14 protein-coding genes are annotated in these 12,536 nt (G+C 62.1%); 6 read left to right on the forward strand and 8 right to left on the reverse strand.

What is annotated here, in order from left to right:
- Positions 1–51: 51 nt before the first annotated feature.
- Complete coding sequence (locus tag E0L37_RS12090) at positions 52–1,200, forward strand: isoprenylcysteine carboxylmethyltransferase family protein (protein WP_159660069.1); 1,149 nt, start codon at positions 52–54, stop codon at positions 1,198–1,200.
- Between the two features lie 185 nt (positions 1,201–1,385).
- On the opposite strand, the gene E0L37_RS12095 is transcribed toward E0L37_RS12090, so the two are convergent.
- Positions 1,386–2,246, reverse strand: coding sequence for a metal-dependent hydrolase (locus E0L37_RS12095; protein ID WP_133491982.1), 861 nt, complete (start codon positions 2,244–2,246; stop codon positions 1,386–1,388).
- Positions 2,247–2,333: 87 nt separating this feature from the next.
- On the opposite strand from E0L37_RS12095, the gene E0L37_RS12100 reads away from it, so the two are divergent.
- A complete protein-coding gene (locus E0L37_RS12100; protein WP_133491983.1) occupies positions 2,334–3,365 on the forward strand; it encodes an AraC family transcriptional regulator in 1,032 nt (343 codons plus the stop codon).
- Positions 3,366–3,422: 57 nt separating this feature from the next.
- Here the strand turns inward: E0L37_RS12100 and ppa are convergent, their stop codons facing one another.
- Positions 3,423–3,953 carry an inorganic diphosphatase gene (gene ppa / locus E0L37_RS12105; RefSeq protein WP_133491984.1) on the reverse strand — a complete coding sequence of 177 codons (531 nt, stop codon included), beginning with the start codon at positions 3,951–3,953 and terminating at the stop codon, positions 3,423–3,425.
- Between the two features lie 239 nt (positions 3,954–4,192).
- On the opposite strand from ppa, the gene upp reads away from it, so the two are divergent.
- From upp to E0L37_RS12120, 3 genes are read left to right on the forward strand one after another with little or no spacing between them, the layout of a single operon-like run.
- Positions 4,193–4,819, forward strand: a complete 627-nt coding sequence (gene upp, locus E0L37_RS12110; RefSeq protein WP_133491985.1) for a uracil phosphoribosyltransferase — start codon at positions 4,193–4,195, stop codon at positions 4,817–4,819.
- Positions 4,820–4,841: 22 nt separating this feature from the next.
- Entirely contained in the window at positions 4,842–6,155 is a 1,314-nt protein-coding gene (locus tag E0L37_RS12115; protein ID WP_133491986.1) for a uracil-xanthine permease family protein, read from the forward strand.
- A 4-nt stretch (positions 6,156–6,159) separates the two neighbouring features.
- On the forward strand, positions 6,160–6,858 hold the full coding sequence (locus E0L37_RS12120; RefSeq protein ID WP_133491987.1) for a YafY family protein: 699 nt from the start codon (positions 6,160–6,162) through the stop codon (positions 6,856–6,858).
- Between the two features lie 181 nt (positions 6,859–7,039).
- On the opposite strand, the gene E0L37_RS12125 is transcribed toward E0L37_RS12120, so the two are convergent.
- From E0L37_RS12125 to E0L37_RS12135, 3 genes are read right to left on the reverse strand one after another with little or no spacing between them, the layout of a single operon-like run.
- A complete protein-coding gene (locus E0L37_RS12125) occupies positions 7,040–7,564 on the reverse strand; it encodes an SRPBCC family protein (protein WP_133491988.1) in 525 nt (174 codons plus the stop codon).
- A 39-nt stretch (positions 7,565–7,603) separates the two neighbouring features.
- Positions 7,604–7,933 (reverse strand): helix-turn-helix transcriptional regulator, encoded by a 330-nt coding sequence (locus E0L37_RS12130; protein ID WP_133491989.1) that lies wholly within the window; start codon positions 7,931–7,933, stop codon positions 7,604–7,606.
- A 44-nt stretch (positions 7,934–7,977) separates the two neighbouring features.
- Positions 7,978–8,610, reverse strand: coding sequence for a DUF2459 domain-containing protein (locus E0L37_RS12135; RefSeq protein WP_133491990.1), 633 nt, complete (start codon positions 8,608–8,610; stop codon positions 7,978–7,980).
- Between the two features lie 144 nt (positions 8,611–8,754).
- Here E0L37_RS12135 and nhaD point away from each other — a divergent pair, with 144 nt between their 5' ends.
- A complete protein-coding gene (gene nhaD / locus E0L37_RS12140; protein WP_133491991.1) occupies positions 8,755–10,236 on the forward strand; it encodes a sodium:proton antiporter NhaD in 1,482 nt (493 codons plus the stop codon).
- A gap of 87 nt (positions 10,237–10,323) precedes the next feature.
- Here nhaD and E0L37_RS12145 read toward each other — a convergent pair whose 3' ends face one another.
- Genes E0L37_RS12145 through E0L37_RS12155 form a run of 3 tightly spaced genes read right to left on the reverse strand, consistent with a single transcriptional unit; the run spans position 10,324 to position 12,522 of the window.
- Complete coding sequence (locus E0L37_RS12145) at positions 10,324–10,518, reverse strand: hypothetical protein (protein WP_133491992.1); 195 nt, start codon at positions 10,516–10,518, stop codon at positions 10,324–10,326.
- A complete protein-coding gene (locus E0L37_RS12150) occupies positions 10,515–11,657 on the reverse strand; it encodes a PepSY domain-containing protein (protein ID WP_133491993.1) in 1,143 nt (380 codons plus the stop codon). Before E0L37_RS12150 ends, E0L37_RS12145 begins: the two co-directional genes overlap by 4 nt.
- A 58-nt stretch (positions 11,658–11,715) precedes the next feature.
- On the reverse strand, positions 11,716–12,522 hold the full coding sequence (locus E0L37_RS12155) for a TonB-dependent siderophore receptor (protein WP_255433144.1): 807 nt from the start codon (positions 12,520–12,522) through the stop codon (positions 11,716–11,718).
- Between the last annotated feature and the right edge of the window lie 14 nt (positions 12,523–12,536).

Consider the following 12,536-nt stretch of genomic DNA (forward strand, 5'->3'; position numbering starts at 1 on the left):
GCGCCGGGTGCTGCCCATCCGGTCAATACGAGGGGCAAGCAGGAGGTCCTTTTGTCCAAAACCTCGATGCATAAGTATAAATGGGAAAAATACCTCCCGGTCCGGCGCACCAAACTGCGCAGCTATCTGGTGGCGGGGGGCGTGCTTATCGGCCTGGCGGGGCTCAACAGCATGGCGCCGTTGCCGTTTTCAGCGGGCGCGGTGTGCATGGCCGTGGCGGCCTGGCTGCACGTCTGGGCCAAAGGTCATCTGGAGAAGAACGCCACGCTGACCCGGTCCGGTCCCTACCGCTGGGTTCGCGACCCCTTCCACCTTTCCAATTTCTTCATGGATCTGGGGCTGTGCCTGATCATCAATAACGGCGTGTTCACCCTGGTGATGATGACGTTCTGGGTCATTGCCTATCGGCATCGGCTGTGGGAGGAAGATCAACAACTGGTGGACATCTTCGGTGACGAATACCTGGAGTACCGCGCCAGGATCCCACGTATGATTCCCTACAAGCCACCGATGGACAAGAAGTACGACAAGCCCTTTTCCGTCAGGCACGCGCCGATCTACCGGGGCAGTGTCTGCACGCGTCTGTTCCGGCTCGCCTCCTACCCGTATTTATTTTTCGTTGCCGCCGAGATCGGCCAGAAGGGCACCAACATACTGGCGGTGCAACAGCATCCCGCTTTTTACTGGGCCCTGGCGGGGTTCCTGTTCTTTCACTTTCTGTCCCGGGCGGCGGGTGAGATCACTAAAAGGCGGGCCTCCATTCTGCCGCTGTGGACGCTGCGTCATCCGGTCCGGGGCGTGATCGTATCGGCGATGGTGGTGGCGCTGCTGGCGGTGGAGATGGCCTGGTCCGGTCCGGGGATTCCGGAATGGCATCTGGATCGAGGGCCGGGGGTGATATCACTGGCGGTGGCGCTGCTGACGATGGTGGCGCTGCGCGGATTCTGGAACAGCGTGCGCTTCCGGCGTCTGGTCGAGGGCGGTGCTCTGGTTCTGGCCTGGCTGTTCACCCCGGTGCCGTGGCTGGCGCTGGTGCCGGCCTGCTATTTCTCCGCCGCCTTTCTGTACGGCGATCCGGACCAGCCCGAGGCCGATGTGGACCATGTCTTTCTGGCCACGAAAACCGACGGCGCGGCGTTGGCGGCACTGGGGCTGTGGATGCCACTGATACTGATCAGCCTGCCCGCCACCTGGTTCTGAAGTGAGTATCTTGGGAAAGCAAAAAATGTGATCCACGCGGTTTCTGTGGGAGCTTGCTTGCAAGCGAATATTGCTAAACGGCTAAACGCCTGAGCGAATCCCATTCGCTTGCAAGCAAGCTCCCCACAGAGGTCTGGCCTTTTGTTTTCGCTGTCAACTGTCCACTATCAATTGTCCACTGTCTCTCACGCCACCGAACTGACCGCCGGCTCCGGCAGGGTGTCCCGCCATTGCGCCACCAGGTCGGTGTTGTCGTCGTCCCAGGGGTGGAAGCGCGGGCTCAGGTAGCGGAACCAGGCCGGGACGGTGGAACTGATCACGCCACGGTAACCGAACAGCCGCCACAAGCCCTTGGCCAGCGTCAGTGGTTGCCGGTGGACACCGTCCTGCTTGAGGAACTGCCAGGTGAAGTAGCTGGTGAAGGTGATCAGATAAGCCGTGCTGATCAGGAAGGCCCGCTGGCGCTGCCAATAATCGCCGTCCACGTCCTGGTACAGATCAAAGGCCACCGCTTTGTGTTCGGTCTCCTCGATGGCGTGCCAGACCCATAAGGGGCGCACGGAGGGATCCATGCTCTCGATCACGTCCTTGTGGCCGAGAATGGTGTCGGCGAGGATCGCGGTGATGTGTTCCAGGCCGGCGGTGGCGGCCAGTTGCCGCTCCGGCGGCAAGTGCTTGCGGGCGCCGGCCAGCAGCTTCCGCGTGACGTTCAAGGCACGTTCGACCAGGGCGTCGTAACCCTGTCCCGCCACCAATTCGTTGAAAGCCTTGTGCTCCAGGGAGTGCATGGCCTCCTGGCCGATGAAGCCGGAGATGTCCTTCTGCCGTTGCGGGTCGTCGACGCGGTCGCGGAAAGCGCGCACCGCGTCGACGAAAAAGCGCTCGCCGTCGGGGAAGGTGATGGAGAGTACATTCAAAAGATGGGTGGCCACCGGATCATTGCCATACCAATAACCGGCGTTCTCCAGACCTTTGAAGTCGAAGTTCATGCGCCGAACCTTAATCGGTTGGCGTGATGCGCTACGTCGACGGGAAAACAATCGCATCGGGCTCTCCTGGCGATTCTGCCAATGTGGGTTGTCCGTCAATATGCTCCAGTAGCGGCGACGGGTCTTGTCGTGGAGGGCCAACCTGTGGTGACTTCGGGCCGCGCCTGGTTCGATGCCGGTATCCCCGGCATCTATGTGGTGCTGTTGTGTGACGTGATGAAGGGGCTGGGCAAGGACCCCGCTGTTTTGTTGGGCGGTGTCGGTGCCAGCCGTGAGCAACTGCTGGCGCCGCAGTGCCGGGTGCCGCTGGAACAGGCCCAGCGTTGCGCGGAACAGGCGCTGGACATGGCCGGCGCCGCCGGGCTGGGATTCCGCTATGCCCGTGCCATGCGCATTACCTTGCATGGGCCGGTGGGTCTGCTGGCGCTCTCCAGTGCCACGATTGGTGATGGCCTCGATGCCGCCCGGCGCTATCTGGGTCTGCGGGCGCCGTTCTGGCACATGGACCGGCGCCGGGAGGAGAGCCGGGTGATTTTCCCGCTGGTGGCCACGGCCGACCCCGGACGGATCCATGCCTTCGTGGTGGAGGCCATGCTGGTGGGGTTCATCCATATGCTGGAACAGTTGCTGGAAGCGGTACCGGAGGGCGCGGAACTGCACTTCCGGCAACCGCCGCCACCCCATGCCATGGCGCTGAGGGGGGAAGTGCCGGTGCCGGTTCGCTTCAATCAGGATGAGGATGCCCTGGTTTTGCCGCAAGCGCTGCTGTCGGTGGCGCCGTTGTTGGCGGATCCGCAGACCGCCGCGCTGGCGCGGGAACAATGCGAGGCGGAGGTCAGCCGCTGGCGGTCGGAACAGGAGGGGCCGCTGGCCGAGCGGGTCAGGGCGGTGCTGCGCGATACGGCGGCGCCGTTACCGGATCTGGCGGCCATGGCGGAACGCATGGCGGTGTCGCCACGGACACTGAAACGGCACCTCCAGCAGGCCGGGTCAAGCTACCGGCAAGTCCAGGACGAAGTGCTTTATGAACGGGCCCGGACGCTGCTCAAGGACCGCCATCAGCGGGTCAGCGATGTGGCCTACGCCTTGGGCTATAACGATGTGGCGAATTTTTCCCGGGCTTTCAAACGCTGGAGCGGGGAGACGCCGAAGCAGTTCCGGGAAAGGGGGTATTGAGGGGCGGACAGCGGAGGGGGCCGCGACCGGAGGGGACCGGTCGCGGACTTGGGACTCTTATTTGCTGTTGAAGGCATCCACGGACTTGAGGATTTCCTTCTTGGCGGCTTCGGCGCCGTCCCAGCCGTCCACTTTCACCCATTTGCCGGCTTCGAGATCCTTGTAGTTCTCGAAGAAGTGCTTGATCTGGGCCAGCAGCAGCTCGGGCAGGTCGTTGATGTCCTTGACGTTGTCGTACAGTTTGGTCAGCTTGGTGTGCGGTACCGCCACCAGCTTGGCGTCCTTGCCGGCTTCGTCGGTCATGTTCAGGATGCCCACCGGGCGGCAGCGGATCACGGAGCCGGGTACCACCGGGTACGGGGTCACCACCAGCACGTCCAGGGGATCGCCGTCCTCGGACAGGGTGTTGGGGATATAGCCGTAGTTGGCCGGGTAGAACATCGGGGTGGCCATGAAGCGGTCAACGAAGACGGCGTTGCTGTCCTTGTCGATCTCATACTTGATCGGGTCGGCATTGGCCGGGATTTCGATCGCCACGTAGATGTCTTCGGGAATCTCTTTCCCGGCGGGTACCTTGGTAAAATCCATGAATCGGTCCTTTCAGCGAGGTTTCAAGGTCAAATCGACAATGGGCGCGGATTATAGCAACCGTGGAGCGGCGCTGGCTAATAGCCAAAAGTACCGACGTCATGCCCGGTCAAAATGACCGGCCGAAAAGCGCAAATGCCCGGCATGCCTGGCTTTGGGGTTTGTTCAGCGGCGGATAACCCGACACAATAGCCGCCTGTATCCCCTATCCAAAGCGCTGAAAACGGAGCCTCCATTCGATGAGTGTGAAAGAAGTTGCCCATCCGCTGGTGAAGCATAAACTGGGACTGTTGCGGCAGCACAAATTGAGCACCCGTGGTTTCCGCCAGATCACCAGTGAATTGGCGGTCCTGCTGACCTATGAAGCCACCGCCGATATGGAGTTGGAGCCGGCCACCGTGGAGGGTTGGTCCGGACCAGTGGAAGTGCAGCGAATCAAGGGTAAAAAGGTCACCGTGGTACCGATCCTGCGTGCCGGAATCGGCATGCTCGATGGCGTGCTGGAGCTGATCCCCAGCGCCAAGGTCAGCGTGGTAGGCCTTTATCGCAATGAAGAAACCCTGCAGCCGGTGGCCTATTTCGAGAAGCTGGCCCATGACATTCATGAGCGCACCGCCCTGATCATCGATCCGATGCTGGCCACCGGCGGCTCCCTGATGGCCACCATCGACATGCTCAAGGCGGCGGGCTGTGAACGGCTCCGCGCCTTGGTGCTGGTGGCGGCCCCGGAGGGAATTCAAAAAGTGGCGAAGGCCCATCCGGACGTGGACATCTATACCGCCTCGGTGGATGAGGGGCTGAACCAGGACGGCTATATCGTGCCGGGCCTGGGTGATGCCGGCGACCGTATTTTCGGTACCCGTTAACCGATCACGTCACGGAGACACCATGTCCGCGACTCCCGGATTCTTCGCGCCGCGCACCGTCCTGGTGGGCGCGCAGATGTTGTTCGTTGCCTTCGGTGCGCTGGTCCTGATGCCATTGCTCACCGGGCTGGACCCGAGCGTGGCGCTGTTCACCGCCGGGGTCGGCACCTTGTTGTTCCAATGTATCACCGGTTTCTCGATCCCGGTGTTCCTGGCCTCCTCGTTCGTCTTCATCGCGCCGATCTCTCATGGCGTGCAGGCCTGGGGATTGCCCGCCACCATGGGCGCGCTGATGGTCACCGCCGTGGTCTATGTGGTGCTGGCGGCGCTGGTGCGCTGGCGCGGGCCGGGATTCCTGCATGTATTGATGCCGCCGGTGGTGACCGGGCCGATCATCATGGTGATCGGTCTGAGTCTGGCGCCGACCGCGGTGAACATGGCCATGGGAATGAACGGCACTGGCGAGGAGAGGCTGTTTGCTTACGGACCGGCGCTAACGGTGTCGATGGTATCGCTGGCCACTACCTTGCTGGTGGCCACCCTGGCGAAAGGGTTCTTCCGGTTGTTGCCGATCATGGTCGGGGTACTGTGCGGCTACCTCTCCGCCGTGATGCTGGGCATGGTGGACTTTTCCGTGGTTACCGAACGTGCCTGGCTGGCGCCGCCGGAATTCGTGCTGCCGACATTCGAGTGGCAGGCGATCATCTTCATGGTGCCGGTGGCGCTGGCGCCGGCCATCGAACACGTAGGTGACGTGCTGGCGATCAGCAATGTCACCGGCCGGGATTATGTGCGCAAGCCGGGTTTGCATCGCACCCTGCTCGGGGACGGCGTCGCCAGCGTGGGCGCGGCCCTGGTCGGCGGGCCGCCGAACACCACTTATTCGGAGGTGACAGGCGCGGTGATGCTGACCCGGGTATTCGATCCCCGGGTAATGGTGTGGGCCGCCGTATTCGCCATCGCGTTGTCCTTCCTGTCCCGCTTCGGAGGGCTGTTGCAAAGCATCCCGGCGCCGGTGATGGGCGGCATCCTGATTCTTATGTTCGGTTCCATCGCCAGTGTCGGCATGAACACCCTGATCAAGGCGGGGGTGGATCTGGCGCGGCAGAGGAATCTGGTGATCGTCGCCACCACGCTGGTGTTCGGTATCGGCGGCATGGTGGTCAGCGGCGGCGGCTTTACCCTGCAGGGGATCAGTCTCTGTGGACTGCTGGCGGTGCTGTTGAATCTGCTGCTGCCTGGCCGGGATCCGGTGGTGACCGATCTGCGCCAGGAGCAGGCGGTGGTGGAGGATCTCATCGAGCATAGCCGTTCCAAGGCCCGCTCCAAGGATTGAGACCATGCAAAGAGCGGAGCGGTTGATCGTATTGATCGACACTTTGCGCCGACATCGCTGGCCGGTGACCGCCGGCGCTCTCAGCGAGCAACTCGGGGTATCCACCCGCACCATCTATCGCGACATTCAGAGTCTGATCGCCCTGGGCGCGCCGATCGATGGGGAAGCCGGGGTGGGCTATCTGCTGCGCAAAGGGTTTTTCATGCCGCCGTTGATGTTCAGTCCGGTGGAACTGGAGGCGTTGTTGCTTGGGGCACGCTGGGTCGGACAGCAAGGCGATGAGGAACTGGCTGATGCCGCCAACAGCGCGCTGGACAAGATCGCCACGGCGGTGCCGCCGACGTTGCGTGAAGTGCTGGAGGACACCGGGCTGTGGGCCGGCCCCTCCAGCGCCCCCCGGCGCGGCGAGCCGCTGTTCGTATTGCGCCGCGCCTTGCGTGAGGAACTGAAGCTGCGGATCGTCTACCGGGATGTGGAGGGGCGGGAAACCGAGCGTACCGTCTGGCCTTTGACGTTGGCATTTTTCGAAGGCGCCCGGATCCTGGCGGCCTGGTGCGAGTTGCGCGAGGATTTTCGTCACTTCCGTACTGATCGCATTGCCGAGCTGCGGGTCATGGAGGAAAGCTATCCGGGATCCCGCCGGCTATTGGCGCAGCGTTGGTTGCAGGCGGAGCGCCAGCGACGGTCCCGGAAAGAGTCGTAGCGGTCTGGAGGGAAACAGGATTGCTCTCCATCAGGAGCCACGGTTGTCAAACCGTCCGCATACGCGCAACACTCTGGCCTGTTTGAACCACTCACTCGCCGCTCAAGCAGCTTCCCATCGGGGGATTACGACGCCGCTGTGGGAAGCTGGCTCGCCAGCGAATACGGTGTCCGCGCTGGAATCAATTCATCGATAATTGCTTCCGGTAACAGGCTTCCAACTCAGTGTGCAATGCCCAGAATGACGGCGGTGTGGTCTCGTTCAGTTCCGCCACAAGAATAGCCAGATGAGTATGCCAACCCGTCGCCACGCTGGTTTTTTCGCTGTCGCTCAGGCGCTGATGAGTCACTCGCAGACGCACCTGATCGTCCTCGGGGGTCAGCTCAAAGGTCACTTCCGAGCCGCCTTCTCCCCAGGTGAATGCCAGAAGGCGCGGGGCCTCACAGCGGGTAACGGTGCCTTTCAGCACCGCGCCCTCGGCGTCGGCGTGGCGTTCAGGGGCGATGTCGCCGGGTTCCGACAGGTCATTATGGTGAAACTCCAGGGTGACCGAGCCGCCGGTGAACAGCCCCATGGGGCCGGCGGCCAGCCAGCGGGCGCGTTTCCCGGATTCGGTCAGATAGGCCCAGATCCGTTCCACAGGACCGGGCAGCAGCCGTTCCAGTGTCAGGGTATCGGGCCGGGTCAGCTTGGCGTGATCGTCCATGGTGTTCTCCTTAAAGGCCGTTCTTGGTCGGGTTGAAGATCAATCACTCTGGCGCAGGGCTTGCTCCAGAGCGTCCAGCCGTTCATTCCAGAACGCCTGATAATGGCGCAGCCAGTCCATGGCCCCGGCCATGGGGTCGGCGTTCAGCCGGCAGACGTGGACGCGCCCCTGCTTTTCCCGGGTCAGCAATCCCGCCTGTTCCAGCGCCTTGATGTGCTTCGAGGCGCCGGCCAGGCTCATCGAGAAGGGCGCCGCCAGCTCTCCCACCTTGCGCTCGCCATCCGCGAGCAGTGCCAGCATGGCGCGGCGGGTGGGGTCGGCCAGGGCCTGGAAAACGGCATCAAGGGTATCGGATTTATTGTTAACCATGTGGTTGAATTTAGGGGTGATCTTTTTTATTGTCAACCAAAAGGTTAATTATTTTCCCGGGAATGTTGGCCGCTAAGGGGCGTATCGCAGATTGCCGGCAGTGCCTTGAGCTGGCGCATCAGGCCGTCGGCGGTGAGGGCCCCGCGTATTGGCGCTCCGGCTTGCCGCAGCCGTTGCGAGCTCCAGCGATTGCAGGTGCGGCCGAGCCAGAAGGTGCCCTCGGCATGGAAGAACAGGCTGGCGCCATACAAACCGGGGCCCACCGTCCGCACTGTTCCGTCCGCGTTCCGTCGAAAGTCCGCCGCCAGTGCCCGGGTCAGTTGGTGCCAGTGATCCGATGATGGGCACAGCGCCGCCAGGTCCTTGTGCGGCAATTGTGACGGATGTCGCTCCAGGGCCACCACGTGCAGCACGCTGTCGGTGGGCCAGAACAGCGCTTTTAACAGACGCGGGGCACTGTTGTCGTGTTGATAGAAATCGGTGTCGCCCCAGCCGAACTCGTAATAACGGCTGTCTGGCAGATGGTCGCGCAGAAACCGCAGGTCAGGGACGAGTTTGTCGGCGGGTATCACCAGTCCGGTATGCCAACGGTGCCGTACCACCAGCAAAGGTTCTTCGTGGTCGGCGTGGGCCGGCACAGCGAGGATCAACACTGCAATCGCCAACAACCATTTCATCAGTTCATCCCCGTCCGGGGCCGTGGACGTGGTGGCGGGTTCCGTTACGGAACGTTCCCATATCAATACTGGAATGCGTCAATCCATGGTAGCATCGCCCCGCTTTGTTTCCGTGCGCGTATCTCTGATTCAGAAAGGCTTGTCATGTTGAGACCTCTGGACATCTCCCAATATCGATTTCTTCCCGGCGGAGCAGGCCGGATCCTGTTCGCCATCCTGGCTCTGCTGTTTGCTCCCGGTGCCCTGGCCGCTACTGGCGGCCTTGATCTGACCGGCTCGGTGGCCGGGTTCGTTGCCCTCACCATCTTCGTCCTCGCCTATGCCCTGGTGATGGCGGAGGAAAAGCTGCACATGCGCAAGTCCAAGCCGGTATTGGTGGCCGCCGGTATTATCTGGGCGTTGATCGGCTGGGTTTACGTCCAGTCCGGCATGCCCGATGAGGCCGAGCATGCGTTCCGCCACACCCTGCTCGAGTTCACCGAACTGATGCTGTTCCTGCTGGTGGCGATGACCTATATCAACGCCATGGACGAGCGCCGGGTGTTTGATGCGTTGCGTGCCTGGATGGTGCGCAAGGGCTTCAGCTACCGGCAGCTGTTCTGGATCACCGGCATCCTGGCCTTTCTGATCTCGCCGGTGGCCGACAACCTGACCACCGCGCTGTTGATGTGCGCGGTGGTGACCAAGGTGGCGGAAGGGGACAAACCTTTCATCAATGTGGCCTGTATCAATATTGTGGTGGCCGCCAACGCCGGTGGCGCCTTCAGTCCGTTCGGCGATATCACCACCCTGATGGTGTGGCAGGCGGGCCTGATTCACTTCACCGAATTCTTCGAGCTGTTGATCCCGTCGCTGATCAACTATCTGATCCCGGCGGTGGTGATGAGCCTGTTCATCAAAAGCCACAAGCCTGGCGGCGTGAAGGAAGAGGTCGAGCTCAAGCGCGGCGCCCGCCGTATCATCGCCCTGTTCCTGCTCACCGTGGCCACCGCGGTGGCTTGTCACTCCGTGCTGCATCTGCCGCCGGTGCTGGGGATGATGACCGGTCTGGGGTATCTGCAGTTCTTCGGTTATTTCTTGCGCCGGACCCTGCCGCGTTCCCTGGAGAAAAAACGCCGCCATTACTTGCGCCGGGGTGACGAGAAGCGCCTGTCGCAGCTGGGCAGCATCGTGCCATTCGATGTGTTCAACCGGGTGGCGCGGGCCGAGTGGGACACCCTGCTGTTCTTCTACGGCGTGGTGATGTGCGTGGGCGGCCTGGGTTTCATGGGCTACCTGGGCATGTTGTCCGAAGCACTTTACACCGGCTGGAACGCGACCTGGGCCAATATTGCCCTGGGTATCATTTCCGCGGTGGTGGATAACATTCCGGTGATGTTCGCGGTGCTGACCATGGAACCGGAAATGTCCCATGGCCACTGGCTGCTGATCACTCTCACCGCCGGCGTCGGTGGCAGCCTGCTGTCCATCGGTTCCGCCGCCGGGGTGGCGCTGATGGGGCAGGCGCGTGGCCTTTATACTTTCATGGGGCACCTGAAGTGGAGCCCGGTGATTGCTCTGGGCTACGCCGCCAGCGTGGTTGCCCACCTGTGGATCAATGCGGAAAGCTTCACCGTTTTCAATTAATTGAAGTCCTTCTCGCCGGAATCGCGGCCCTTGTTCCAGACCAAGGGCCGCTCTTCGGGGGATTCCCACAGCGGCTGCCCGGCATGGTCAGCGCCGCTTCACCATCGCCCATCCGATCATCACCACCGGCACCGCCAATCCCACCCACGACACCACGTCCAGGACACCGTCTCCCAGCAGCGCCGCGATCAGGCCGATCAGGCTGGTGAGGGCGATCATTGCTGGCACCGCGAAGATGCGCGCCGGCGTATTATGGCGCCGCTTGGGTGACAGCCGGCTCATGAGGCGCCTCCCGTAGGGGGCGCTTGTGTCTGGCGGTGCGCGGCGCCAGCGACGGGGGAGCGGCGGGCGAGCCATAAGTAAAGGCCGCTGATTAGCACGACGATGGTGATCACGTCGAGCAGCGCCCAGAGGATTTTCAGCGGCAAACCGCCATAGTCACCGAAATGCAGTGGTCCGGACAGAGCCAGGGTCTTGTTGTACCAGGGCATTTCGCGCATGGCCGCGAACGCTCCGGTGCGGGCGTCCACCAGCGCTGGCGTGACGATGTGAGAAGTCAGCGCTGTGTTGCCGTGCAGAAACACCGCGTAATGGTAATCCGTGGACCAGTCGCCGCCGGGGAAGGCCACGAACTGCAAGGTCATATCCGCAGCCGCCTGCCGAGCCTGGGCCACCGCGTCGTCCAGCGATGCCATTTGTTCCGGCGTGGGTACGGCGGCGCCCTGGTAGCCGGCGGTGAGGTCGGCCAGGGACTGATTCTTCCAGGTTTCCAGGATCGGATTGGCGAGTGTGTTGACCACACCGGTGAGGCCCACCACGGTGAGCCAGGCCACGGTGACGATACCGAGCAGATTGTGATAGTCCAGCCATTTGAGCCGTTTTGAGCGCTTGGTCCGCAGCGTGCCGAAGTCCAGCTTGCGCATGAACGGAGCGTAGAGCACCACGCCAGAAACGATGGCGAGCACCAGCAGCAAGCCCATGGCGCCGAGGAACAGCATGCCGGGCAGGCCGAGGAACATATCGGTGTGCAACTGCAGAATGAAGTCCATGACGCCGCCTTCGTGCCCCGGTACCAACTCGCCGCTGGTGCGATCGAAGGAAGCGAAGTGCATGTCGCCGGCGGCGGCGTCCGGGGTCGGGCCGGTGGTGACATTGACCACCGGCCGGTCGATGTCGAAGCTCATGAACAGGGGCACTTCGTCTGGCCGCTGGGCCAGCGCCGCGTCCAGCATCCGGTCCAGGGACAGCATCGGTCCCTCGGGATGGGCCGGTTGCCAGTCATCACTGTCCGTCAGGGCGTCGATTTCATCATGAAAAATCAACGGCAGGCCGGTGAGGCACAGCATCAGCATGAAGGCGGTGCAAATCAGGCTGGTCCACTTGTGGATGGCGGACCAGAGCGTCAGGGTTTTCTTTTTCATAACGGGGAACTGCCTGGGCGCCCCGCAGCGGGGCACCTGGGTGTCGGGTCAGGGGAGCTTAATAGTTCAAGGTTGCTGACACCAGGACGGTGCGAGGCGCTCCGATGGTCAGATAGCCGGCACCTGGAAAACCGCCAGCGGAAGCCCAATAGTCCTCGCCGGTGACGTTCTCCACCCGTCCGCGCAGGGTCAGGAACATGGAATCATTGAGAGCGATCAGGTAACGGGCGCCCAGATCCAGCCGGGTCCAGGCATCCACTTTCTGGGTGTTGGCTTCGTCCGCGTACTGCGAGCTGGTGTAGATCACCCGGCCATCCAACGCCAGATCCGGTAGCTGAGGCACCCGATATTCCAGGTTCAGGTTGGCCTGGGTTTCCGGTGAGCCAATGGCGTCGTTCCCGTCCACATCCGCGTCCAGGAAGCTGACGCCACCGAGCACGGTGAGGTCACGGGTGAGGTTGCCGTAGGCCATCAATTCAACGCCGGTGTTTTCCTGGTGGCCGACGATTTTGTAAACATCATCGGAATTCAAGCCTGCTATGGGGGTACGGCTACGGAAAACCGTGAGGCTGCCTCCCAGCTGTCCTCGGTCAAACTTAACGCCCACTTCACTCTGTTTAGTCTCGAACGGTTCCAGAGCTTCGCCTGCGTTGATTACGGGATCTCCATTGGAAGTCTGGGCGGGTGCTCTCTTACCTTTGGTCAGTCCTTCTATGTAGCTTGCATACAGCGACACGGATGGTGTGAGCTTATGTAGTAGCCCCCATTTAAACCGGACACCTTGGTAGAAGCAAAGGCCTAGGCATAGACCTAGTGCAAAGGAGTGTCCAAGGTGGAGAGAATCGAAGTCATAACCGGAGTACAGCGCCGTCGACGGTA

The organism is Alcanivorax sp. 24, assembly GCF_004360225.1.
In the GTDB taxonomy this organism is placed as follows: Bacteria; Pseudomonadota; Gammaproteobacteria; order Pseudomonadales; family Alcanivoracaceae; genus Alloalcanivorax; species Alloalcanivorax xiamenensis.

Coding starts and splice junctions, on each gene's coding strand:
- E0L37_RS12095 (WP_133491982.1), bottom strand. CDS start 2,246: ATGCGATTGTTTTCCCGTCGACGTAGCGCATCACGCCAACCGATTAAG.
- E0L37_RS12145 (WP_133491992.1), bottom strand. CDS start 10,518: ATGAGCCGGCTGTCACCCAAGCGGCGCCATAATACGCCGGCGCGCATC.
- E0L37_RS12120 (WP_133491987.1), top strand. CDS start 6,160: ATGCAAAGAGCGGAGCGGTTGATCGTATTGATCGACACTTTGCGCCGA.
- E0L37_RS12150 (WP_133491993.1), bottom strand. CDS start 11,657: ATGAAAAAGAAAACCCTGACGCTCTGGTCCGCCATCCACAAGTGGACC.
- E0L37_RS12135 (WP_133491990.1), bottom strand. CDS start 8,610: ATGAAATGGTTGTTGGCGATTGCAGTGTTGATCCTCGCTGTGCCGGCC.
- E0L37_RS12115 (WP_133491986.1), top strand. CDS start 4,842: ATGTCCGCGACTCCCGGATTCTTCGCGCCGCGCACCGTCCTGGTGGGC.
- upp (WP_133491985.1), top strand. CDS start 4,193: ATGAGTGTGAAAGAAGTTGCCCATCCGCTGGTGAAGCATAAACTGGGA.
- E0L37_RS12125 (WP_133491988.1), bottom strand. CDS start 7,564: ATGGACGATCACGCCAAGCTGACCCGGCCCGATACCCTGACACTGGAA.
- E0L37_RS12130 (WP_133491989.1), bottom strand. CDS start 7,933: ATGGTTAACAATAAATCCGATACCCTTGATGCCGTTTTCCAGGCCCTG.
- ppa (WP_133491984.1), bottom strand. CDS start 3,953: ATGGATTTTACCAAGGTACCCGCCGGGAAAGAGATTCCCGAAGACATC.
- nhaD (WP_133491991.1), top strand. CDS start 8,755: ATGTTGAGACCTCTGGACATCTCCCAATATCGATTTCTTCCCGGCGGA.